Source organism: Pedobacter ginsengisoli, from assembly GCF_002736205.1.
Taxonomy (GTDB): Bacteria; Bacteroidota; Bacteroidia; order Sphingobacteriales; family Sphingobacteriaceae; genus Pedobacter; species Pedobacter ginsengisoli_A.
Genome location: NZ_CP024091.1, coordinates 1,041,983 through 1,068,610 on the forward strand (window position 1 = coordinate 1,041,983; position 26,628 = coordinate 1,068,610).

General features: G+C 37.5%; 15 protein-coding genes. 13 read left to right on the forward strand and 2 right to left on the reverse strand.

Going from position 1 to position 26,628, the window contains the following annotated elements; translation table 11 throughout:
• Positions 1-6: 6 nt before the first annotated feature.
• Positions 7-438: an L-rhamnose mutarotase gene (locus tag CPT03_RS04280; RefSeq protein WP_099437684.1), complete on the forward strand. Its 432-nt coding sequence runs from the start codon at positions 7-9 to the stop codon at positions 436-438.
• Here the strand turns inward: CPT03_RS04280 and CPT03_RS04285 are convergent.
• Entirely contained in the window at positions 428-1,294 is an 867-nt protein-coding gene (locus CPT03_RS04285; RefSeq protein WP_099437685.1) for a helix-turn-helix domain-containing protein, read from the reverse strand. The two genes, CPT03_RS04280 and CPT03_RS04285, sit on opposite strands and share 11 nt — an antisense overlap.
• A 228-nt stretch (positions 1,295-1,522) precedes the next feature.
• Between CPT03_RS04285 and CPT03_RS04290 the strand changes: the two genes are divergently transcribed.
• From CPT03_RS04290 to CPT03_RS04345, 12 genes are all read left to right on the forward strand, one after another.
• Positions 1,523-4,654: a SusC/RagA family TonB-linked outer membrane protein gene (locus CPT03_RS04290; RefSeq protein WP_099437686.1), complete on the forward strand. Its 3,132-nt coding sequence runs from the start codon at positions 1,523-1,525 to the stop codon at positions 4,652-4,654.
• A 20-nt stretch (positions 4,655-4,674) separates the two neighbouring features.
• On the forward strand, positions 4,675-6,492 hold the full coding sequence (locus CPT03_RS04295) for a RagB/SusD family nutrient uptake outer membrane protein (RefSeq protein ID WP_099437687.1): 1,818 nt from the start codon (positions 4,675-4,677) through the stop codon (positions 6,490-6,492).
• A 164-nt stretch (positions 6,493-6,656) separates the two neighbouring features.
• Entirely contained in the window at positions 6,657-8,933 is a 2,277-nt protein-coding gene (locus CPT03_RS04300; RefSeq protein WP_099437688.1) for a hypothetical protein, read from the forward strand.
• 31 nt (positions 8,934-8,964) lie between these two features.
• On the forward strand, positions 8,965-9,321 hold the full coding sequence (locus tag CPT03_RS04305; RefSeq protein WP_099437689.1) for a hypothetical protein: 357 nt from the start codon (positions 8,965-8,967) through the stop codon (positions 9,319-9,321).
• Positions 9,322-9,456: 135 nt separating this feature from the next.
• A complete protein-coding gene (locus CPT03_RS04310; protein ID WP_099437690.1) occupies positions 9,457-12,462 on the forward strand; it encodes a LamG-like jellyroll fold domain-containing protein in 3,006 nt (1,001 codons plus the stop codon).
• 295 nt (positions 12,463-12,757) lie between these two features.
• Positions 12,758-14,872: a GDSL-type esterase/lipase family protein gene (locus CPT03_RS04315; RefSeq protein ID WP_099437691.1), complete on the forward strand. Its 2,115-nt coding sequence runs from the start codon at positions 12,758-12,760 to the stop codon at positions 14,870-14,872.
• Between the two features lie 172 nt (positions 14,873-15,044).
• The gene (locus CPT03_RS04320) at positions 15,045-15,734 is read left to right on the forward strand and encodes an RraA family protein (protein WP_099437692.1); all 690 of its coding nucleotides are present in this window, start codon (positions 15,045-15,047) and stop codon (positions 15,732-15,734) included.
• Positions 15,735-15,773: 39 nt separating this feature from the next.
• Positions 15,774-18,698, forward strand: a complete 2,925-nt coding sequence (locus tag CPT03_RS04325) for a glycoside hydrolase family 2 TIM barrel-domain containing protein (RefSeq protein ID WP_099437693.1) — start codon at positions 15,774-15,776, stop codon at positions 18,696-18,698.
• 17 nt (positions 18,699-18,715) lie between these two features.
• Positions 18,716-19,882, forward strand: coding sequence for a mandelate racemase/muconate lactonizing enzyme family protein (locus tag CPT03_RS04330; protein ID WP_099437694.1), 1,167 nt, complete (start codon positions 18,716-18,718; stop codon positions 19,880-19,882).
• 26 nt (positions 19,883-19,908) lie between these two features.
• Positions 19,909-20,700, forward strand: coding sequence for an SDR family NAD(P)-dependent oxidoreductase (locus tag CPT03_RS04335; protein ID WP_099437695.1), 792 nt, complete (start codon positions 19,909-19,911; stop codon positions 20,698-20,700).
• Between the two features lie 162 nt (positions 20,701-20,862).
• The gene (locus tag CPT03_RS04340) at positions 20,863-23,196 is read left to right on the forward strand and encodes a glycoside hydrolase family 3 N-terminal domain-containing protein (RefSeq protein WP_099437696.1); all 2,334 of its coding nucleotides are present in this window, start codon (positions 20,863-20,865) and stop codon (positions 23,194-23,196) included.
• A 40-nt stretch (positions 23,197-23,236) separates the two neighbouring features.
• Positions 23,237-24,112, forward strand: a complete 876-nt coding sequence (locus tag CPT03_RS04345) for an AraC family transcriptional regulator (RefSeq protein WP_099437697.1) — start codon at positions 23,237-23,239, stop codon at positions 24,110-24,112.
• A 61-nt stretch (positions 24,113-24,173) separates the two neighbouring features.
• Here CPT03_RS04345 and CPT03_RS04350 read toward each other — a convergent pair whose 3' ends face one another.
• Positions 24,174-26,408 (reverse strand): alpha-L-fucosidase, encoded by a 2,235-nt coding sequence (locus tag CPT03_RS04350; protein ID WP_099437698.1) that lies wholly within the window; start codon positions 26,406-26,408, stop codon positions 24,174-24,176.
• Positions 26,409-26,628 lie beyond the last annotated feature (220 nt).

The window sequence follows — 26,628 nt, forward strand, 5'->3', positions numbered from 1 at the left end:
ATTTCGATGAAAAAAATATTCCTGCAGTTAGCATTCGTAATTTTTACTTGTTCTTTTATGATGTGTAATCCAGCTAATTCTGATCATAAAGAACCCGAATCTGTAGAAAAAGTATTTGTGGTAAATACTGTGGATAATGATAAAAAATTGAACGAATATCTAGAATACCATAAGCAAATTTGGCCTGAGGTAGAAGCCGGGTTTAAAAAAGCGGGCTATAAAAGTATTACACTTTATCGTTTCAATGATCTGATTGTTATGAGGATCACGGTACCTGAAAACGCAGATTTAAATGAAATGGGAAAGTTAGCAGAGTCTTATAGTCCCCGTTGTGTTGAATGGAATAAATTAATGAATACTTACCAAAAAGGTGTTAATGGCACTGCCGAAGGACAGAAGTGGGTTGAGGTAACTCCTTTTTACAAGTTTAAGCAGTAATTTTATATTGCTTAATAAAGTCTCTCGGAGATAAACCCTTTACTTCTTTAAAGTGCTTGTTAAAGTTTGATATATTATTATAGCCACTTTTGTAACAGGTTTCGGTTACATTGTGGTTACCTTCCATTAACAACTTAGCTGCGTGCCCAACCCTTATCTCTTTTATAAATTCAACTAAAGTTCTGTTGGTTTTAAGTTTAAAGAACCTGCAGAAAGCAGCTGTTGACATAGGGATAATTGAAGCCACATCCTGCAAAGAAATATCCTCTTTGAAATTATTGAATATATAATCAAACACACGGTTAATCTTGTTTGCTTCAGTTGATGTTTCAACGATATTAAATGAAGGAGATGACAGGCTTTTACAAGAGGTGGATTGAGCCAGAACATCCAGAAGTTGGAGCATTAATGCAGCACGTGATAATCCAGATTCAAATAACATTTGGTTCAGAATTATTTTTGCTCTTGCTACTGTAGGCCCAGAAAATAAAATTCCTTTTGAAGCATTTTCAAAAAGATGGTTTAGGAGTGCTGCTTCAGGTTTAGCAAGTAAATCTTTGCCTAGAAAATCCGGAAAAAAGTGCACAACAACTGCTTGAGGCTGTACTTTCTCGTCTATAGTATTATAGTATTGCCAGCAGTGTGGTAAATAACTTCCGAGAAGGACGAGTTCCGTTCCTTTAAAATCTTCGATATGATCTCCAACAAATCGTTTACCAAAACAATTTTCAATTAATGCAATCTCAAAATTAACATGAGACTTTAACGACGTATACTTTTTTACCTCCAGAATTTCTGATCGTACGGTAAATGATTGGTCAGGCGGAAAGGTAAAGTTCTCGTAAATGTATTGCATATCAGTGGTTTATTTGGTGTAATGTATAAAGCTAATTAGAATAGTTTATGCTCTAAATATAGTCTATTTATGTTTAGATATAAAGGTTTGGTGCAAAAAAAACATTGTAATTAATCAAATTAACAGTAGTTGTAACTAAGTATTGTTAAGAGATTTACCATTTAAGCAATCGATTGTTTTTTTTAATAGATTAAATAATCAAAGAACCAAAACCAATTTAAATAAATTATGAAACAGGTATTAAAAATGCACTTCAGAGTGCTCGGAATTATCTGGCTCTTACTGCAATCACATTCTGCCTTTGCACAAGGCAAAATTTCGGGAACAGTAATAGATGCTAAGGATAAAACCCCCTTACCAGGTGCTACCATTATCTTACAAGATGGTAGTGGAAAGTCAAAAACAGACGAAAATGGTAAGTTTGAAATTAACGTAGAAGCAGGTAGTAAGCTTAAAATCTCTATGACAGGTTATGATGCACAGGAAGTTATTGCTTCTCGTGGAATGGTAGTAGAGTTGGTTTTTTCGGCGGTGAATCTTGATGATGTAGTCATAGTAGGTTACGGAACGCAGAAAAAAGATTTAGTAACCGGTTCTATTGTAACAATGACAATGGAAGATACTAGAAGGAATTCACCAACAACATCGTTAGGGAATTTACTGGCGGGTCAAATGGCAGGTGTAAAGGTGGGTGTTCCTGCAGGTCGTCCTGGAACGGCCCCAGGTATTTCGATCCGTACAAAAACATCCTTTAATGATCAAAATGTATTATATGTCATTGATGGGTTGGTTACTGATAACTCTGCCGATTTTAATAATCTTAGCCCGAATGACATCGACAAAGTAACAGTGCTTAAAGATGCTGCAACAACAGCAGCTTATGGTGCACGTGCTTCGGGTGGTGTAATTGTTGTTACGACCAGACGTGGATCTAAAAATGAGAAAGCTAAAATCAATTATTCGTTCAATTCAGGATTTGATAAGCGAGGGAGGAATGCTGATTTAACGAGCGCGATTGAAACAGGACAAATCTATAACCGGATGAATCCTACAAATAATCCTTGGACTCAGTCTGATTTTGACTATTTCAAAAATATCAACAACGGTTGGGGATATGATCAGTTGGCTCAGGTATGGCAAGATCCTTATACTACAACCCATAATCTTAGTGCAACGGGTGGCGGTGATAAGATTACATATTTTATTGGGGGCTCTTATACAAAACAAGGTGCTTTTCAGAAGAATTCTAGTTACAAAAACTATAATTTCAGAGCTAACATTACAGCTGATATAGCCAAGAATTTTACTGTATTTGCGGGTGTTTCTGCCAATAATAATGTTAGTGACAGGCTTCCTAGTACCGGAGTAGGAGATGAAAATGGTATTTACCGTAAACAATTACTTTGGCAACCAGAGCAACCGGTGTGGACTGATGGTGGTAAGCCGATTGACTATGGCTGGATTGGTAATGTGGGTGCAGAAGTGAATGGAGAAGGTGGATACAATAAAGAAAATAATTTTAAACCGGTAATAAACCTGAAAGGCACATATAAAATTCCTTTTGTGGAGGGATTGAGTGTTTCATCACAATACATCAGGACTATTGCAAACAACCGAAAGAAAAATTATTTCACGAAATATGATATGTGGGTAATGAAACTTCTAGGTTCGAGCCGTCAAATTAGTACTCGTGATGAAGATTTACTTTCTCTGAAAAAATCATCACAGATTGGTAATAATTACCTGGAAGAGTCTTACAGATGGAATGATAATGAGCAATTGAATTTCCAGTTGAACTATGATCATACGTTTGGAAATGTACATCACGTACAGGGATGGCTTACTTATGAGCGTGCAGAAACTAAAGGAGGTGGTTTCAAAGCAGGACGTGAGAAATTCCCCGTTTATCAAACAGATCAATGGTGGGCTGCTAGTGGTGACCGTCTTGATTCATGGGCTCAAGGAGACAGTGATTTCAATAGGGGCGCAGAGCAGACTGTTGGACGTAAATCTTACGTTGGCCAGTTCTTCTATGATTATGACAGTAAATATTTGGCGAGTTTTACCTATCGTTATGATGGATCATATAAGTTTTCTGGAGACAAACGCTGGGGATTCTTTCCTTCAGGTTCATTGGGTTGGGTAATTTCTCGTGAAAACTTTTTCAGTAATGTAAATGGAATTGAACTGTTAAAAATAAGAGCTACAGCGGGTACTACTAGTGCCGATAATATTAATGCCTGGCAATATCAACAAAGCTATGATCCTGGTACTTCAGCTTATTTTGGAAGCACTCCTGTTACAAATGTTGGTATTTCTTACGGATCACTTGTTAATCCTGATATCACCTGGGAAAAATCGCGGAATTATAATATAGGTATTGATATCAATTTCTTAAAGCATTTTAGTGGCAGTGTGGAGTATTTTAATGCAAAGACTTATGATATTCTTGTTGACAGGGTTGCTCAGGTGCCACCTACGTTTAGTCGTAAGTTGCCAACATCAAACTATGGCGAATATAAATCAGAAGGTGTTGAAATGACATTTGGTTATCGCAACAAAACGAATCAGTTGAATTATTATGCAAATATCAATGCCAGTTATGCAGCTGCAACACCACTTGTTAGAGATAAAGTGGTTACTTATCCTTGGGAAGTTGATGTAAATCGTTCCGCATCAAAGATAGTAGCCTTTGTTCAAACAGGGATGATCCGTACACAGGCTGATCTGGATGCTTTTGTTGCTGCGAATCCAAATTATAAATTTAAAGGTATTGCACCTGCCTTAGGTCAATTAACCTATGCTGATTTGAGCGGTAAAGATGGTAAACCAGATGGTATTGTAGATGATTGGGATAAAACTATCATAAAGAAAAACAATAACCCAGTTTTATTAGGCTTAAACTTTGGAGCTGAATGGAAAGGGTTTAGTATTGATGCAAGTTTTGATGGTAGTTTCCGTAATTATAAATATATAAATAATCTGGTGGATGGAAATGTGGAATGGAATCGCATGTGGAAACCATGGGCTAATGATGCATGGACGCCTGAAAATCCAAATGCCACGTTACCTAGACGTTATTCAGCAAATGATAACGTTAGAACCGTGACTAATACTGAAAGTACTTTTTGGTTAAAGAATGCAAGTTTCTTACGTATGCGATTGTTGAACGTTGGATATTCAATCCCTACCAGCATTACGAATAAAATTGGTATTAACGGTGTGAAGCTTTATTTCAGCGGGTCTAATTTGTTTGTAATTAGCAAGTTCAATAAAAAATATTACGATCCACAATTAGGCGATGGCTTTAGTTATCCTGTTATGAAGAATTTCAATTTCGGGATTAATGTTTCGCTTTAATAATTATAAATTCTGAATATATGAAACTGAATAATAAATTTTTTAAGCTATTTCTTGCTAATATGTTGATACTATCATTGGTCTCATCTTGCAAGAAAGGACTGGATTATGATAATAATAGTGTAATCGTTCCTGAAGCTGTGTGGGGTGATCCCCAAATGATAAAGGCTTACCTTAATGATGTTTATGGTAAGTCAATGCCGGGTTGGCCAATTAACGGTTCGGAAACGGATGAAGCAATTGTAGAACCAAGACAATTCCCAGATTATGCACGTGGTATTATTTCTGAAGCTGGTACGAAACTAGATCTTAAGTACGACATAATTGATAAGGTTAACTTTTTTCTGGACGAATTAGCAGCAGTTCCGACTACTGTTCTCTCAGAAGAATTGAACAAACAATACACTGGTGAAGCCAAATTCTGGAGGGCATGGTCATATTGGGGTATGGTAAATCGCGTAGGGGGGGTGCCTCTTATTTTGCATAAACAGAATTTTAATGATGTACCTGGATTGTTCAAGCCACGTAATAAAACATCTGAATGTGTTGCCCAAATTGTTAAAGATTTGGATAGTGCTATTTTGTTATTACCAGGTGTTTACGCTAATGCAGGCGCAGATTATGGACGCATTACCAAAGTTGCTGCCATGGCTATGAAAGGAAGGGTATTACTTACTTATGCAAGTCCGTTGTTTAATCCATCTAATGACCCTGCACGTTGGCAGGCAGCCTATGACGCTTGCAAAGCAGCAGTTGATTTTGGCGCAACACAAGGACATACGTTACATCCTAATTATAGTAAAATCTGGACTGAGGAGAGAAATAAGGAAGTGGTTATGGTAAATCAGTTTTTTGATCCTGGACACGCCGTTAACTTTGCTGCAATTCGTCCAATGCCTTTGACTTCGGGATCAACTAATAATAATCAGCCTTTACTAAGTTTATTATTGGCTTTCCCGAAAAAGGATGGGTCTCCTATACAGTTTAATAAGGAAATGCTTTCGGATCCTACCTATAATGAACAGTTTTTAACTGATTTTTATACTAATCGTGACGATAGATTTTTTGCTACTGTTTGGTGTGGTGGTACACCTTACCCTACGCCTGATGATTCTCCTCCAAGTTATTTAAAAGGAAATAGTTACTGGATTGTTTGGGAACAAGATGCGGCTACTAGTAAGTACCTAATGGCCACCAATAAAATCCATCCAGGCATTTCAGGGTCAGGTTGTACTGGTTTTTTTCAACGTAAAGGACTTGATACTACATTGGTGGCAGCTCTGGTTGATAGGGGACAAACTGACTGGGTAGAGATGCGTTATGCTGAATTACTTATGAATTACGGTGAATGTGCAAATGAAGTAGGTAAATCAACGGAGGCTTTAGAAGTGTTAAAAACCATTAGAAAACGTGCAGGAATTACTGCAGGTTCGGGTGGGAATTATGGTATAGTGGCTTCAACTCAAACGGAAATAAGAGAAGCGTATATTAAAGAAAGTCAGGTTGAATTTGCCTTTGAAAATAAACGGTTTGAGAATTTAAGACGATTGAAACGTTTTGATATTTTAAATAATCAAGGTGCTCGTCATGGGTTATATATAACCTTGAAAAATGTTGCTGATAGACCAACTCCTCTAGATAATATTGTGAAGTCGGCCTCAGTAAGGTCGAAGTTTAGAGCGGCATATATTGATAATATCGACGGTGATGCAGATTATAAATATAATTTTACCACAAACCACTGGTTTTTTGCAATTAATCCAGCTCATATTTCTCAATCAAAAGATGTTTTAAAGCAAAACAAAGAATGGGGCGGTACTTTTGATCCATTACAATAGTTTTTTAAACAGTTAATTCATTCTAAAAATATCAGTTAGCGCTCCAATCATGGCCGGAAGAAATTCCTGCCATGATTTTATATTTTATACAAATAATCAATCAATTTTAGTCAAAATAGTAGATTTATATATACAACACACACAACTGAAACAGCCAATCCAATATGAAACTAAACTTTATTAAAATCGTAATTGTCTTTTTTATTACAACAATTCCAATATCGGTTTTTGCGCAGTACAATTTTAGCACCGATTATTTCAAAATCCAGATTAGCAATAAAGGCTGGATCACCAGTATGAAAAATATCACGGTTAAACCTAATCGTGAATTTAGTCCTACAGATAAGCCTTCGCCGGTGATGAGTTTATACGATAGTAAAAAGAATGTTTATTATCAGCCAACCAACGCAACCTATACCAAAGCCAGCCAAACAATGGTACTTAAATATCCAAATGGGTCAGTTGCCACAATCAGTATTGAGCCCAAAAAGAAATATTTTAAACTTACCCTGCAATCGCTCTCACCTCGTAATGGTATCGATGTTATCCAGTGGGGTAACTATCATACAAATATTACCAATCTAATGGGTGAAATTATTGGTGTTGCCCGTGATACCAGCAAAACGGTTAATTATGCCATTGGTATGTTTGCCCTGAACGACAAGACCATAAGTGGACTAGCCGAAACTGTTGGCGATGCAGCTCCTTTTCAATACATAATACATACGCCAGATGCCAAGCGTTTTCCTTTGCCTAAAGATCTTCATGAAGGACAAATTTTTACACTGGGTGGAGATGGTATTAGTGATGTTGCTTTTTACGCGCACAAAGAACCATGGTATAGAATTATGTATGGTAATGCAGCCTTAGTGGACAAAAAGGGCCAGATATCTATTGCTTATCAATCAAGAGACAGATCTTCTGAAAGAGAAATCTATTTTTCACTTATGCCGCTTATGGAGGCTAACAAACCAAACCACCTGCAAGTGCAACCATTGCCAGTAAATTATATTGGATCATCTGTAGCGCTATGGGGAAGTCCGGATAGCACAGCTTTGTTGGACGTGATTCAAAAAATTGTTTTGGCTGAAAAGCTTCCTCATCCAACTATTAATGGGAAATGGGTAAAAGATCCTGCTGCTTTCGTTCCTGATGCCCTTACAAGTGGTAATTTAAATGATAGTATTATCTCTTATACATCAAGATTAGGCTTTAAAACTATAAGTTTATATGATCAAGGCTTTTTAAGAGCTGATCGTGGGAACAATGGATATATTGACGGAAAGAATTTTGAGAGAAAACCAATAAAACTAACAACTGGAAATGTTTCGCATAAAGAGTTTTCGGATATGGCAGCTAAAAAAGGTATCATGATAGGGAGAACCCCGATTACTAATTCTTTAGCCCCAGGTACTATGGATGCCAGTCCAATGCCAAGTGATAGTTTGTGCTATCAGCAAAAACGCTTACTCGTAAAAAGTATCAGTGTAACGGATACAGTTATTCTTGTTGACGACCCAACCTATCTTGAGGAGATTGCCAGTTGGGAAGGCCACAGTGCTCACTTAAATATGGTTAAAATTGGTAAAGAACTTATCTATTATAAGGGGGTATCGAAAGACAAACCATACCGACTTTTAAATGTAAAGCGCGGATATTGGAAGACTACTCCTTCAAATCATGCTAACAGAGATACCATTTATAAACTTCAGGTTACAGTTGGCGGTGGTTATGATGGGCTTGTACCGAATATACAATTGCAAGACAAAATAGCTGAGCACTTTGCTGAGATTTGTAAAATCAATGGCCTATCTTATTACGATTTTGATGGGCAGGAGTTTTTGTTTAATACCGGACATGGTTATTATTCGACCAAACGTTTCTTTGGTAAAATGTTTGAAAAAGCAAAGAAGTTAGGTGTTCCATATATCCGTTTCACAGGTGCAACTTTATCTGAAGGATCATGGCATTATCAAAGTATTTGGAATGTTGGTGGTGGAAAGAATTTGTATGATGCTGAAACCCGCGAATGGGGCAGTTCAACAAGTCAGGGAAAAGATCTGCGTGATGTAACTTATGCCAACTATTTTCCTGTGGGTATGGGTGGCAATTTCCCAATCAACGCCAAATCTAAAGTTGAAGAATATGAGCATATACAAGCCATTTCAGTAGGGGTTGGTACAACATACAGTTTGAGATTAAACCAAAAGGATGTTGAAAGTTGCCCTCAGAAAGATGCTATCTTTAAAGCAATAAGAACATGGGAAGATGCCAGAGCTGCCAATGCGTTTCCAATATGGGTAAAAGATCAGCTGTCAGACCCTTCGCAATCATTTCATTTGGAAAGTGTTGATGCTAATAATTGGAACTTATACAAGACAAATAGAGATGGTTCGAACAAAAAAATGTTTGTGAAATTAAAAAGAGCTGTTGGGTATTAGTAACCTTTTCATATCTAAAATAAAGAATAGTATGCAACCAAATAAAATGATCTTACAGTTTTTTTGCCCAAAATGGGGACAGGAACATGAAACTTATGATGCTTTTTGCCGAAAGGTAAAGGAGGCAGGGTACGATGGTGTTGAAGCACCAGTTCCTTTTGATGCTGTTGAAAGAGAGGAGCAGGCAAAAGCGCTTGCTAAGTATAATTTACTTTTTTTAGGACAGTATTATCAATCTTTTGAGAAAGCTTTTGAAGAACATAAGAGTAATTACGGAAAACACTTGCGCAACCTGCTAGAAGCAAACCCTATAAAAATAGATTTACAAACGGGAAAAGATTATTTCTCGTTTGAAGAGAGTGGTAAGCAAAGAATAAAGGTCTGGTAAAGTAAATGCCATAAAGTAACCGGGAAAATAAAGCATCGGTTTTTGTCAATTTAGTGGCAGTATTAGGGTTTTTATATTTTTAGATTTACTCCGGTTAGGTAAATCTAAAAATATAAAATAAAGCTAAACACTAAAATGAACTTATTTGTGATTCAAGATTTTAAAAATTTTTACAGGAGTATATGCTGTGTATTTGCAGTACTTTTTCTTTTTAGTCAGGCTAAGGCCCAACAGACAGTAGCTCATTACAATATGGGACGCTCAGGAGCAGTTACCTACGCTACCTCTCCCGAGGTATTGAAAGATTTGAGTGGCCTTAATCATGATTTAAAGCGAAATGGACAGCCTGTTTTTTTTGCTGATGCACCCGCAGATAAAAAATTAAACGGGGAAGGTGCTATTTCATTCAAAGACCGTGGTAGTTATAGTATTGCAGATAATTTTGGTAAAGCAGCTATACCATTTGTATTTGAAGGCTGGTTTCAGACGAATAGCAGACAAGGAGCAAACGACAAAGGAAGAAGTACTGGTGTGGTGGTCGCTTATGGCGATGATAAAAGTGGGTATGTTTTATCCCAAAAAGAAGATCAGTGGGTGGTATTGATAGATGGAAAAGAAAATGGTAAGCCTATTGCAAAGGCAATTCCTGGTGAATGGATTCATATAGCTATAGTAAATGATGGCAAGGCTATTTCTGCGCTTGCCAATGGAGTAAAAACATTGACCGGTTTGCCCGCAGCTAAAACTGTAGCTTCTAATTTCTCTATAGGAGCTTTAGGTAAAGGGAATTATTTTAATGGATTAATATATGAAGTAAGGTTTACTTCATTAAATAAGATAAAGTTTGATGCAGCTAAACATTTGTTGTTTAATGCCAAACAACTTGCAAAAAAACAAAAGCAAGCTACCGATGAGCAACGTGCATTAATAGCTGCATTAGAAGCCAATAAATCAATTGTTAAAGTACAGTCGTTTCCTGCTTCTACTGGAGATTCAAAGGACTGGTTGATTAGCCAGGTTAAAGCCCCTGTACAATTATTATTGCAAAAAGACCCTGGTCAAATGTCGGCGAAACTATTATTAACTAATGGTTTGCTTAGCCGTGAATTTTATGTATCAGATAACTTAGCTTGTGTAGGGTTTAAAAATGAAAACACAGATGCTCAATACCTGAGGGCTGTAAAACCAGAAGCACGAGTGATGATAGATAGCACCTGGTATGATATAGGCGGATTTAGCGGACAGCCAGAAAAATCATACTTGTTAGAGAGCTGGTATAGCAATTTGATAGCGGAGCCTTCGGCATTCCGTTTTACTGGTATTGAGATAATGCAGCCTACTGCACGCTATCCCTGGCAACAAAAATATAACGCTGCTCATACAGACTGGCCACCTAAGGGCCTACATGTTTTAATGCACTATAAAGCGCCATTAAATAAGAACAACTGGCAAAATACAGTACAGGTTACAGTGCATTATGAGCTATACGAAGGAATACCTGTTATTGCTAAATGGTTAACTATTGATAACAATACCAATTCATCTTTTGTTGTTCGTGAAACTGAATGCGAAGTTTTAGCTGTAAATCAGGATCAGGTAAAGCGTATACATGTTGAAAGTGACTATTCTTTTGCACTGGCTAATGCAGATAAAGAAGGATCAGCTTTGATGCATTATAAAGGAACGCCTCCGGCTTACCAAACAGGACAAAGTACTACCACATGGAGAACAGATAGTGAGTACAATACATGGGCATCACATAATCAGGCAGAAGATAAATTTCTAGGATTTCCACATCATAACTTGTTAGTAAGCAGGGTACCAATGGGACCTTCTGAAACCGTAAAATCAAAACAAAAATTCACCTCATTTACTACTTTCGAGCTATTACATGACAATGATGATAGAGAACGCCAAAGTTTGGCACATCGTAGATTCTACAGAAAGTTAGCCCCACAAGTAACAGAGTCTTTAATTACTGGCGGTATTACTTCTCATGACAAAACAAAGCTGAAAGGCTTTATTGATCAAATGGGCGAATTGGGATTTGAAAGATTAGATATTATGGCATGGCCAGGTATTTCTCATGATAATCTGGATACTGGTTATGTTTCTTTATGGAAAGGCATATCATCTTATGCAGCTACGAAAGGAATTGTAATGGGAGGATACGAATTGCAGGTTGCTTCAAGAGGAAGAGGGGCTGATGTGGATTGTATTGATCCGATTACCAATAAGCCTGGTAGTTTATTTGGACAAAGTGTTTGTATTGCAAGTGATTGGCAAGACAAGTATTACACCAATATGTGGAAGTTCTTTGATCAAACAGGGCTGATGACCTTTAATATGGATGGACCTTATCATGGTGATGTTTGTGCATCAACAAGCCACCCACATCATACTAATTTTTACGATTCTCAGTGGCAACAATGGAAGCAGCAGGTACGCGTTCTTCACGAACTTCAGCGTCGTAATATGTACGTGCCAATTCCAGATTGGTATTTTTTAAATGGGCAATCTGCAACAGGTATGGGGTATCGTGAAGCCAGTGCAAATTTAACCCCACAACAGCAATTGTTATTAGGGCGTCAGTACATCTACGATGGTACCTGGCACAAAACTCCAACAATGGGTTGGATGACATTACAGTTGGTAGGCTTTTATACCAATGATGCCAGGGTAGGCTTAGAACCCTTATCTCAAAATCTGGATAGGTATGAGGTTGGCTTATTTCAGCATTTAGCAAGTGGTTGCCAGTTTACAGTAAGGGGCAACCGACTTTATGATACACCTGAAACGAAAGCAATGGTAAGTAAATGGGTAAACTGGTTTAAAAAACATAGAGGTATTCTTACATCAGATATTATTCATGTTGCCCGCCCAACAGGAAGAGATTTGGATGCAATGTTGCATGTAAATGCAGAGCTAGATGAAAAAGGAATGTTAATTGTTTTTAATCCCACAGATAAAGGAATTACCAAACAGATGAAAGTGCCATTGTATTATACCGGAATTAAAGGAACAGCTAAATTAACAGATCAAAATGGTAAAGCCAGCAATTTAGAATTAAATGAAAAACAGGAAGCTTTTATTACTGTAAATATACCTGCAGGTGGCTTCAGTTGGTTTACAATAGAATAATGCATGTATTTTGCTGTATTGTCCATTGAATGAGTATTTCAAGGATGTTATTTTTGTTATTATTCAAGGTTATTGTTATTTTGGTTGAGCTCAGTAATAAAGGAAGACTCTAATTAATAAAGTACTCAGTTGAGGGATGAAACTGAGTATTATAGAGCTAAGAATTTATACATTTTGCTAGCCAGATAGTAGTTGGTTAATTAGGTTAAAGGCCTATCTTATGGATAGGCCTTTTTCGATTTAATCAGTTTTCGTCTGCACATTGAAATTATAATAGTCTAAGCCACCAAATATTATGAACAAAAGTATTTTACCAATTTTTCTTTTTATCCTTTTGTGGACAACTCTTTCTGCTCAGAAAATTAAAATAGCCTGTGTAGGAAATAGCATTACTTATGGTGCAGGTGTAGTTAATAGAGAAAAGAATGCTTATCCGGCACAGTTGCAAGCCATGCTAGGCAACAATTATCAGGTTATGAATTTTGGGGTAAGTGGAACAACATTACTCAAAAAGGGTAACAACCCATATTGGAATACAATTGCCTATAAAAAGGCTCTTGAAAGTAAACCCGATATAGTGTTTATTAAGTTGGGAACAAACGACAGTAAATTCATAAACAGATCTTTTTACAATGAGTTTGAGAGTGATTATAAAGAACTTATTAAATCATTTAGCGAATCAGGAATCCATCCCAGAATTGTTCTGTTACTTCCGATACCTTCTTTCTTGGCAGATAGTAACTCAATTTATGATCCAGTTATTAAACAGCAGATTATACCTCGAATAAAGACTGTTGCTTATCAAACCAAGTCAGAGATTATTGATCTTTATTCCCTGTTTCTAGATCAATCAGATCTTTTGCCTGATAAAATTCATCCATCCTCGTTAGGAGCAACAATAATTGCGAAACGCTTATATGAAGCAGTTAAATTAAATGAAAAAGGAGCATATGATATTTTTTCGTTATTAAAAGAAGATAAAAAGATCAGCTCATTTAATGGTTTTGAATGTGCAGATTTTACTTTTAGTGGCAGAGCATGCAAAGTGGTAAAGCCTAAAGTAACTGCTATTGGTAAACCATGGGTTTGGAGAGCTCGTTTTTGGGGACATGAACCCCAAACTGATGTGTCATTATTGGAAAGAGGTTTTCATGTTGTTTATTGCGATGTAGCGGAGTTGTTTGGCAATACTGAGGCTATAAATTTGTGGAACAAATTTTATAATCTGATGCAACAATGTGGTCTTTCAAAGAAAGCAGTGTTAGAGGGAATGAGCAGAGGCGGTGTCTATATATACAATTGGGCTTTAGCTAATCCGGGAAAGGTAGCTTGCATTTATGCAGATGCACCAGTGCTCGATTTAAAAAGCTGGCCGGGTGGCCAAAAAAGTGCAGGAGCCCGGGAGCCTTGGGAAGATTTTAAAAAGGATTATAACCTTAGCGAAGAACAGGCAATTAATTTTAAGAATAACCCATTAGATCGGGCTAAAGAAATTGCAAAACTGGGATTTCCAATGTTACACGTTGTAGGAGACGTTGATGATGTTGTGCCTATTGCAGAAAATACGACGCCATTTGAACAGCAGGTTCTTGTAGCAGGGGGCAATATACAGGTGATACATAAACCAACAATAAATCACCATCCGCATAGCTTGCCGAATCCCACGCCAATCACGAATTTTATATTACATGCTACCGGTTATAAAGTAAATTTTGCCAAAATCCCTGCGCCCGGTGCTGAATACCGTTCAGGCGCAGGCTGGACAGGTAAGGATGATTGGTGGGCTCAGTTTGATAATATTGATAGTGTAATGATGCTAAAAGCACCCCTTGATGTTCTTTTCTTGGGGAATTCAATAACGCAAGGTACTGGCGGCCATAGAACCAGACTATTATATAGGCCAGGATTTGATGCCTTTAACCAGGTATTTGGTAATTTTAAATGGGAGAGTGCAGGTATAGCCGGAGATCGTACTCAAAATGTTCTTTGGCGACTTCAAAATGGTGCGTATGCGAAAGCCAGGCCAAAAGTGATGGTATTAACCATTGGTGTGAATAATTTTATCGATAATGACGATGCTGATGAAATTGCATCTGGCATCCTTTCTATTGTTAATTGGGTTAATATAAATATGCCCGCTACCAAATTGGTATTAACCGGTCCTCTGCCAACGGGTATTAAAAAAAACGAAGAGAGAAGAAAAAAATATAATCAGATTCATGTTTTACTAACAAAAGTGTCAAATAAGTCGTTTGTTTACCTGCCAATAAATGAGCCTTTTATGTTGCCAAATGGCGATTTGGATCCTGTAAAATATGGATCGGATGGTATTCACCTACAAGCTGAAGGCTACAGGGCCTGGGCACAGGCATTGAAACCAACCATCACAAAATTATTAGATAACAAATAGCTCTAAATTTTTAAGACTCCATTAGCTATCAGTGTATCGCTATTTTTTAATTGTATATGCCAAATCGTTGTCTTTTTTAATTAAAAAATGGTAAAAAAGTTCAACTAGAGGATAAATACGGTGCAGAATTGTAGCCTTCAATTGTTGATTTTTGTTTAAAGATTGAGACAATATGAAATGGTATAACGATGATGAACTTTTCGAGATCATACGAACTGAGCTTTATACTGCAGTAATTGGTGATATAATGGATAAATTGGGATTGTTACATCAGTTTCTGCCAGCTGAAATACAACCTCTTCAGAAAAACATGTTTGTTGCCGGAAGAGCAATGCCTGTATTAGAGGCGGATGTACTGGAGTCGGCTGGTTATGAGGGAAATAATTCTATTTTAAAACGTTCATTTGGTCTCATGCTTGAGGCTTTGGATGATTTAAAAAAGGATGAGGTATATATCTGCGGTGGCGCTTCACCACGCTATGCTTTATGGGGAGAATTAATGAGCACAAGGGCTATGAAACTTGGTGCTGCAGGAGCAGTTGTGGATGGATATTCAAGAGATACAAAAGGAATTCTAGAATTGAATTTTCCCACATTTTCATATGGTAGTTATGCTCAAGATCAGGCTCCAAGAGGAAAAGTAATTGATTTTAGAGTGCCAATAGAAATCAGAGGTGTAAAAATTAATCCTGGAGACATTGTAGTAGGTGATATTGATGGAGTTTGCATAGTTCCCCAAAATAAGGAGGTTGAAATCTTAACCCATGCGATTGAGAAAGCAAGAGGGGAGAAACTGGTTCAGGTTAAAATTCAGGAGGGAATGAGTGCCACAGAAGCGTTTGAGAAGTATGGGATTATGTAAGTGTCAGTAAGTCAGAATGTCAAATTAAGAAGATTGAGAATGAAAACATTATACAACATAATTTTTGTCAGTTTATTTTGTTTGGCAAACAGTGTGAGCGGCCAAATTCAAAAAATAGCCTTTCCGGTTGCTGGTAATAAGAATATTGAAATTGCACGTTTATCGCCGGTTCCTGCAGATAAAACCCTGAAAATTTATCTAAATGGAGAATGGAGGTTTAAACAGGGCACAAAGAATACTCCCATTCAGGTACCAGGAGAATGGGCCATGCAAGGACACAATGTAGCAGCGGGAGAAACCGTGACCTACAGCAGATCTTTTACAATACCTGGCTCATGGAAAAGTAAGCGTGTAAAATTAAAATTTGATGGCGTGAGTTCTCATGCTTTGGTGAAAGTTAATGGTAATAAGGTAGCTGAACATGAAGGAAGTTTTGTTCCTTTTGAAAGTGATGTTACAGATTTCCTTAAATCAGGGGATAATATACTGGAGGTTGAAGTTCAGGCATTAACAATCAGTGATATTTTGGCTTGTACATCTCAATATGCGGCGCACACAGTGGGTGGAATATTGCGTAAAGTAACCTTATTTGTTTTGCCCGAAATAAATATTGCAGACCTTACGGTAAGTACAAGTTTTGATGCAAATTATAAGAATTCAACCCTTAAGCTTAAAGCTAAATTGATCAATGAATCTAAAATGAATTCAACTGTTGGACTTCGTTACCTATTAACTGATAAAGAGGGTAAAGTTATCTTAAACAAAGCATTCCCATTAAACAAAGCCCTTACTGCAGGAGAATCAATTGTTTCTGAGAAGAGTTTTTTTGTTAAAAATCCAAGACAATGGAACACTGAGCGTCCGTACTTGTATAATTTAACTACAGAACTGCTTATTGACGGTAAGGTTACTCAACAGAATAATCAAAAAATCGGTTTCAGGCAGGTTGAGATCAAAGGAAATCAGCTTTTTGTGAATGGAAGTGTGGTTAAGCTAAGGGGCGTTAACAGGCATTCTGTTCATCCGCTTACCGGCAGAACTATTAGTAAAGAACTTGAAATAAAGGATGCTGAACTTTTTAAGCAGGCCAATTGCAATTATATCCGCACCTCTCATTATCCTCCATCTGAAGAATTTTTAGAAGAGGCTGATAAAATTGGTCTCTTTGTTGAAAATGAATCATCATTAACTTGGATTCAGCATCATGCCTCGCCAATGTGGAAGCTATGGAATTATAAAGACGAAAAATTCTTACCTTATATGATCTCGGCAAATCTGGAAAAAATGCAGGCATCAAAAAACCATCCTTCGGTTATCATTTGGTCGTTAGGCAATGAATCGATGTGGAGTCCGCTTTGGAAGAAAGTGTTGGATAAGGTGAAAGAATTTGATGATACGCGACCAACCTCTTTTCACGATCAGTGTTGGGGTGGTTTTAATAATGCAGGCAGTAAGGCAGACATTGCCAATTATCATTACCCTGGAATTAATGGGCCTGCAGCAACGGATACTATGAGCCGACCCACTTTATTTGGTGAGTATGCGCACATAAGTACTTATAATAGAAGAGAGCTAGTTACCGATCCCGGTATTAGAAGCGCTTATGGGCCTCCATTAGTAAAAATGTATGATTCCATTTATTACCACAAGGGAAATGTAGGAGGTGCCATATGGAGTGGTATTGATGATACTTTTCATTTACCTAATGGAACAATAGTAGGATATGGGCCTTGGGGGCCGATTGATGGCTGGCGTAGACTTAAACCAGAGTACTGGGGTATGAAAAAAGCCTATGCGCCTGTAGTAGTTCAAAATTTGAATGAACGAAAAATTCAAAACAATCATTTAATGCTCGAGGTAGAAAACCGTTATGATTTTATCTCGTTAAAAGATGTTTCTATTGCATATAAAACCAATAATGATGAAGGTGAAGTTAAGTCGTTTATTGGTCCGCATAAAAGTGGCTTTTTAAAAATTCCAGTAAATAAGCAAACTACTGAAGTATATATTACTTTTAAAGATCCGGCTGGGTTTATTGCTAATGAAGAACGTATTGGTTTAAGTAAAACACCGGTAATGCAATATGAGCCAGTTGCATCACTTTTAATGAAGGAGAATGCCGGAGCTTATTTTGTTGAGCAGGGAGAAATCACTTATACAATTGATAAAAGAACTGGTTTAATATCAAAGGCAGAAAGTCATGGTGAGCGTATTCTTGAACAAGGACCTGTATTTTGTGTAATACCAATGAATAGCGAGGATGGTGGGAAGCCTAATGTAGCTGGCGAGACTTATCAAAATAACATATATCCACTAAAAAATTATCCCTTATATACCTTGTTTGCAAAAAATATTGTCGCTCAGGAATCAGATGATGCTATTGTAATTACAATGGAAACTTCTTACTCCAATGCCAGTGGAAACATTAAGTACTCTTTTATGAAAAATGGCAATGTAAAGGTAGATTATAGTGTTAAAACTAATAATTTGACTATTTCTAATCCTTATCAATATGGTATGTTGTTTCAGTTACCGCGTGAATTTGATGAATTAAACTGGAAGCGGCGTGGAGATTTTACGGTTTATTCTCCTGACGACATTTCACGAGATAATGGCACTGCAAAATTAAATGCCAAATGGATATCATCAGTAGAAGAACCTGGTAAAATGCCCGCCATCTTATGGAAGGACGATGCAAACGAGCTGGGTTCAAACGACTTTAGGTCTACAAAGCAGCACATTGTTTACGCTGAACTTAAAAATAGAAATAATAAAGGAATTAAGGTGCTTTCGGATGAAACTCAATCGTCTAGAAGCTGGTTGCAGGATGGTAATATTCAGTTTCTGATTGCTGATTATAGTAATAATGGTTCAGAACCTTTTTATGGTTCTCCATTCACTGATCAGAGCGTAAGTATTAAGGATAAGCAATTGAAAGGAAGTGTGACTTTTAGGTTACGTTAACAAATAATTTTATAAAGATGAAAATTACAGATGTAAAGGTATGGCTGGTTGAAGGCGTTAAATACAACTGGACTTTATTAAAAATTTATACTGACACGGGGCATACAGGGGTTGGCGAAGCCACAAACTGGCCGGGAAGCCCGATTGTATATCATGCGGCTAAACATGTAGCGGAAAGGATTATAGGACTTGATCCAATGAAAACAGATTTTATCTGGACTAAACTATATCGAGATCTGAACTGGATGGGGCCATTTGGTGCCAGTATGTGTGCTATTAGTGGAATTGATATGGCTCTGTTGGATTTGAAAGGAAAGGTACTGGGCGCACCATGTTATGAACTACTGGGTGGTGCTTTTAGGAAAGATATATTGCTATATGCAAACTATTGGTTTACGGGGGGAGAACATAATGCTGAAGATTATACTGCACAAGCAAGGAAAGTAAAGGAAGCTGGATTTACCGGACTTAAATTTGATCCTTTTGCGCATACAAATTATTTGTATGGTGAGGATTTATCACCTAATCTGCAACTTACTGTAGAGCAGCAGGATTTGGCATTTGAGGTAAGCAGGGCTGTTAGAGAAGCTGTGGGGCCTAATTTTGACATTATGATAGAGACACACGCCATGTTGAATTACAGTGTAGCTGTAAAAATGGCACAGCGGTTATCGGAATTAAATATTACCTGGTATGAGGAGCCCGCGGGGCCAGAAAATGCAAATACCTTACGAGCTATGCGCGAGCGTATTCCATCAAATGTTTCTATCTGTGTGGGTGAGAGACACTACACTCGTCACGGTATAAGAGACATATTAGAGAAACATGTATGTGATATTATGATGCCTGATATCACTCGTTGCGGCGGTCCGTCAGAAATGAAAAGAATGGCAACCATGATGGAGGCTTATAATGTTTTACTTGCCCCGCATAATCCTAATGGGCCACTTTCTACTTTGGCTTCGGCTCATGTATGTGCTTCTGTACCTAATTTTTTTAGACAAGAGTTCATGTTTAATGATGTGCCCTGGAGAGATACCGTTATTGATCATCCAATAAAAGAAATGATTAACGGTGGACATTTGCTGTTAAGTGACCGTCCAGGGTTAGGTGTTGATCTTGTTGAATCAGAAATGGAAAAACATCCGGGAGTTTTAATGGCAAGACCCGGATTTTATATATAAAGGTTATTAAAATAGTTAGTATAATTATGGCTTTAGAAATTAACTTAAAAGGAAGGGTTGCCCTTATTACCGGGGTTACTTCTGGAATAGGTTTAGGGGTTGCAAAAATTTTAGCAGAAGCTGGCTGTATCGTTGCTGGGTGTGCAGAATACTCAGAGGAAAGCCCGCAGGCAAAGGTTTTTTTGGAAACGGTTGGAGCCATAGGTGAGCGCGTAAGTTATGTTAAGGCTGATATGCGGAATCCTGAAGAAATCAGGACATTTGTTGAGACTATAGCTGAACGTGAAGGAGGAAAGATAAATATTCTTGTTTCAAACGCAGGTAAAAACGTATTTGACAGACCTGAAGGATGTAGTGAAATGGACTGGGATTTTAACATGAACCTTAATCTAGCATCCCACTGGCGTATTACAAAGTTTAGTAAGCCCTATCTGGAGAAAAATAATGGGGTTATTATTGTGATAAGTTCCAATCATGCCTATTCAACATTGCCGGGTTGTTTTCCTTATAATATTACAAAAACAGCTCTAACTGGTCTGGTAAGGAGTTTAGCGATTGAGTGGGGGCCTAAAATCAGAACTGTAGGAATTGCACCTGGTTTTATTGATACTCCAGGTAATCAATTGTGGTTCGATTCTTTTTTGGATCCCGCTCTGGAAAAGCAGAAAACTATTGAACTGCACCCGGTAAAGAACCTGGGAACTCCTGAGGAAATAGGGGGCTGGTGTGCTTTTCTGGCAAGTGAATATGCTGCTTTTGCATCAGGTACTACTTACCTGGTTGACGGAGGGAGAAATGCATTGATGCAAGACGCGTAAATAAGCAAGTACATATGATTTGACTGATCCGCCTGATTTGCAATAGCGGTGGTACTTGTATTTTTTACAGGCAGGCAAACCGCTGCAATTTAAAATTAGGTGCTATAAATTTTCCTTATTACTTTTGCTATCGCTCCCCCCTGTTAATTTAAAAGTTTATTTATGAAGAAAACTTCAGTTTCTGTTTGTTTCGTATTGATGTTATTTGGGCTTAATTCACTGGCACAAAATGTTATATATAAGGACCCAAAGCAACCAGTATCTGCACGTACAAAGGACCTGATTAAGAGAATGACACTGGATGAAAAAGTAGGCCAATTGTTATGTCCGTTGGGATGGGAAATGTATGAACGAAAAGGGGGTATAGTAACAGTTTCTCAAAAATTTAAAGATATTGTAGCTCAAAAGCATATAGGTATGTTATGGGCAACCTATCGGGCAGATCCCTGGACTCAAAAAACCATAGCTAATGGATTAAATCCGGAATTAGCAGCAAAAGCAGGAAATGCACTTCAGCGTTATGTTATTGAAAACACGCGTTTGGGTATTCCTGTTTTTTTAGCTGAAGAAGCACCTCATGGACATATGGCCATTGGAACAACTGTTTTTCCAACCGGCATTGGACAGGCATCAACCTGGAATCCGATGCTGCTTGAGAAAATGGGAGGAATTGTAGCTAAGGAAATACGTGTCCAAGGAGCTCATATTAGCTATGGGCCTGTATTAGACCTTTCCAGAGACCCTAGATGGTCAAGAGTTGAAGAGGGGTATGGAGAAGACCCTGTGCTAACTGGTAATCTGGCAGCGGCTATTGTTAAAGGAACAGGTGCAGGCAAGTTGAGCAATCCGCATGCTACCATTGCTACGTTGAAGCATTTTGTAGCCTATGGAATCCCTGAAAGTGGCCATAATGGAAGTGCTGCCAGTTTAGGAGAACGAGAGTTAAGAGAGTATTTCTTGCCATCATTTAAAGCTGCAATAGATGCCGGTGCTAAATCTATAATGGCAGCCTACAACTCTATTGATGGAATTCCCTGTTCATCCAATAAATTTCTACTTACCAATATACTTCGCAACGAATGGGGGTTTGGTGGCTTTACTGTTTCTGATCTGGGAAGTATAGAAGGCATTAAAGGAAGCCATCGCGTAGCTAAGGATAATAAACAGGCAGCTATATTGGCAGCTCAAGCTGGTCTTGATGCCGATCTGGGCGGAAACGCGTTTGTAAACTTAATTGAAGCAGTTAAGGCGGGTGAAGTTAATGAAAACATAATAGATACTGCGGTTTACCGGGTGTTAGCATTAAAATTTGAAATGGGATTGTTTGAAAAACCGTATGTAGATGTGAAGAAAGCCAAACAAGAAGTGAAAACTCCTGATAACATTGCAACTGCCAGACAGGTGGCCAGAGAATCTATTGTATTACTAGAAAATAAAAAAGAAATCCTTCCGCTAACAAAAAATATTAAGGTAGCTGTAGTTGGGCCGAATGCAGATAATGTATATAACATGCTTGGTGATTACACAGCTCCGCAACGTGATGGTGATGTAATTACCGTTCTGAATGGAATTAAAGCAAATTTAACTAATGATCAGGTTACTTATGTTAAAGGATGTGCAATTCGTGATACTACAGATTTAAGTATTAAAGAAGCAGTTACCGCTGCGGAGAAAGCAGATGTGGTTGTTGCTGTTGTAGGAGGCTCAAGTGCGCGGGATTTTAAAACAGAATATATAGCCACAGGTGCTGCAGTTGCATCAAAAGAAAATAAGAGTGATATGGAGAGTGGGGAGGGATTTGATAGGTCTAATCTGGATTTGTTGGGCAAACAGATGGACTTACTAAAGGAACTGAAGAAAACTGGTAAACCTCTTATTGTAATTTATATCCAGGGCCGTCCGCTAAATATGAACTGGGCCTCTGAAAATGCTGATGCATTATTATGTGCGTGGTATCCGGGGCAAGAAGGAGGAGCAGCAATTGCTGATGTATTATTTGGAGCCTACAATCCTGGAGGAAGAATGCCAGTTTCTGTGCCGCGAAATGTTGGGCAGTTACCAGTTCATTACAATAGGAAGAGCCCTCTTGATCATAGTTACGTAGAAGAAGTCGCTACTCCACTATATGCATTTGGCTATGGGAAAAGTTATTCGACATTCGATTATAAAGATTTAAAAGTGGTGAAAGGTGTTGATAATAAATCCTTTATGGTTTCCTTCAGTGTTGCAAATACCGGAAAATATGAGGGAGATGAAGTTGTTCAGCTATACCTTAGAAATCAATTTGCCTCGGTATCTCAGCCTGTAAAGCAATTAAAGAAATTTGAAAGAGTACATCTTAAAGTAGGAGAATCAAAAACAATCGAATTTAAATTAACTGAATCAGATTTATCTATTATTAATACAGAGATGAGGAAAGTTTTTGAACCAACAAGCTTGTTTACTATTTTAATTGGAGGTAACTCTTCGGATGTTAAACTATTTTACCGCAATTAGTCTACTTTTGTGGTAAATCTTTAATTTAGTTTAATTGGAAATGAAACCAGAACTGATTGAAATAAATCCTTTAGGTACTAAAGCTGTTAGAGTTAAACGGCTTGAAACAAATTGCCTGATAGCATCTTTTCATTTTCATGATTTGTGTGAGTTGGTGTGGATTGAAAAGAGTTATGGAAAGCGGATTGTAGGTGATCATATAGGTAGTTTCGAAGATCATGATCTTGTTTTAATGGGGCCGGATCTGCCGCATATCTGGCAAAGTGATAATAACTTTTTAGCTGAAGAAAAGAACAAGGTTAAATCAACTGTAATTTACTTTCCTTCAGATTTTCTTACAGCATTGACAGAAGACAAGGGTGTCCTAAACTTAATGGACGATATGGTTAGAAGGGCGTCGAGAGGACTAAGGTTTTATGGAAAAACTAACAGAGAAGTTACCCGAATTCTTGCCAAACTTCCACAAAAAAAAGGCGTTGATCAGGTTATATCCTTCCTGCAGATTGCAGATATTCTAGCATCTTCAAACGAATATGAATACCTGGCAAGCATTAGCTTTAAAAATCCATATGATGAAAAGGATACCAATAGGATTAATAAGGTATACCAGTTTTTAATGCAGAACTTTCAAAGGGATATAAATTTAAGTGAGGTGGCTGACTTATGTAATATGACAACAAATTCTTTTTGCAGGTTTTTTAAAGATAGGGCTCAAAAATCACTTACTCAGTTTGTAAATGAAATTAGAATTGGTCATGCTTGTAAACTCTTGCAGAGTGCGGATTATTCAATTTCAGAGGTTTGTTACGCGAGCGGATACAATAATCTTACAAATTTTAACAAATTCTTTAAGCAAATAACTGGGATGAAACCTTCACAATATAGAGGGCATATTAATAATAGAAGCAAGGAATAGTAATTTTGCAACGATAACATTATTACAGGGTGTCCGTTTAGAACACCCTGTTTAGAAGTTTTTACTTTTCCAGGAAATCCAGTTCGGCAATAGCCAATGATTTCTTGTTTGCGGCAATACCTGTAGCCTGTAACTGTATATACCTTGCCGAAATGATATTCTTAAAATAATGGGTTCTGGCAGTTGGGTCATTAATGAGGTTGCCAAATTCAAAACTTTCTATAGTCTTCCAGTTTTTACCGTCATCACTAATCTGGACTATTCCTTTTTCCATCATACCGTCAAAAAAGGACTTTGGAGGAGTGTATACAAACGCTGTTAATTTATGTACAGAACCCAAATCTATAGCGATCTGATGTTTTTCATCATTAGGTTCAGATAGCCAATAGGTCTGTTTGTTAGCATCAAGCGCCATTGCTCCCTTATTTTTATTTGTTTCGCTACTTACGGTTAACAATTTCCAGTCTTTCTTTAGCAAGCCAAATATTTCTTTAACTACACTTCCTTTGTCATTATTGGCTATGGCAATTGCTTTAACTTCAGAACTAATAACTGAGATAGGTCCAGTGTATTTTTTTGAAGTTACAGATGGCTCAGTCCCATCGGTAGTATAATAGATTTCAGTTCCATTACTCAGATTTTCGGTAGCATTTTGTCCATGTGGATTCCATCCAAATTCATGTGTTTTAGGGGAAATGGTCAATAAGCCATTAATATCTCTATCAAGCTGTAATTGTGGTGGTTTGGTACGGTAATAATGTGCTTCTATTGTAGCAATGGCTGGGGCAGCTCTGGAAGAAAGTACTTTTAGTCTGAATTTTGAAGCCGTAACATCAGGGAAACGTAATATCCGTTTATAGCCAATATTTGTTGCGGAAGCAATTTTCTTCCATTTGTTTTCAATCCAGGCCTCAAGTATATGTTCTTCTACCCGTTCACTATGAGAACCTATAGCTTCCTGTAAAACAATTCTATTTATAGTAACTGGGGTAACGGTTGCAATTTCTACACTTTTTTCTGGTTTTGAGAGCAACAGATAAGTATCTAAGCTTTTATCTAGCACCGGCTTTGGCCCCTTTGCATTAATAAATAGATTTTTGCCGTAAGTTTCATTTATACGTTTACCTACTTCAGCGAGTACTTCTACATCTTCCGAAGAGAATTTTCCTTCCCGGTTTGGAGGGATGTTGAGTAAAAAAGTAGAATTGCCACCAACAGCTCTTTCGTAAATATCAAAAACGTCATCTGTACTACGCACTTTTTGTTTTTCATCATCACGGTAAAACCATCCCTCACGTATAGAAGTATTTGTTTCAGCTTGCTGGTAATGTAAATACTTTCCTTTATAGAGATCTTCTCTGCTTCCGAGTGATTCCTGGGTTAAATCTGGAAAGTTAGAGGCCGTATTGGGGTTTTCGGGATATGGAATAATATTCCATTCGGTACTTCTTGTTGCACCAGCCTCATTGCCACACCAACGAATATCTTCCCGTCCAAAAATTACAGCTTTAGGCGCTAAAGTATGAATTAGTTTCTTCCATGCTGCATAATTGTATTTTTGTCCTCCTTTTGTTTTTGGATGGGCCCCATCAAACCAAACTTCATCAACCTGGCCATACTCTGTTAAAACCTCAAACAGCTGGTTAAGGAAATATTCGTTATAATCATCAACCTCAAATTCAAATCTGGTTTTGTTGGCAAATGGTCTGCCTGAGACCTGACGTGGAATAGTACGCTTGTTAACTTTGCTTAAATTACCGTATAAACCTGTAGGACTTTCGATTTGAAACAGATCGGCAGGCGATAAATAAATTCCCAGCTTTAAACCATACTTTTTGCAAGATGCTGACAATTCTTTTAAAATATCACCTTTACCATTCTGGAAGCCGGCTGACATGATTCCATGAGTAGTGTAACGGCTTTGCCAAAGCACAAAACCATCATGGTGTTTTACAGTCAGGATTACCATTTTCATACCTGCTGTTTTCATGGCCTTGCACCACTGGTCGGTATGTAGTTCCTTTAAGCCGAAAATTTTTGGATCTTCCTTGCCATTACCCCATTCCATACGGGTAAAAGTATTTGGGCCAAAATGTATAAAGGCTATAAATTCATTTTTTAAGGCATTTAATTGATTAGTAGTTGGAACCACATGAGCTGCCTTAGCTATAATAGTAGCTTTTGTGTCGTTTGTTAAAACAGGGATAGTATTTTGAAATTTTATTGTATTGCTTTGTGCATCTGCATTTAAGTATAGTGCAGCCAGTAAGGCTGATGTAATAATTGTTTTTTTCATTTAGTTAAGCTAAGGAGGTAAAAATACAATTTGTATAGTGTGACTCAAGTGCTAATATTATCCGTTTATTAAGCTATATTACCATTTGCTGTTTTATCTATTGCTCCGGCCACTCTACACATTGCTGCAGTATAATATCTCTCCAGATTTAAGAGAAGGTATTTCTCTCTCTTGCTATTAGAGCTTATGTCCCTGACCTTCAAAAACGATAATATTTCCT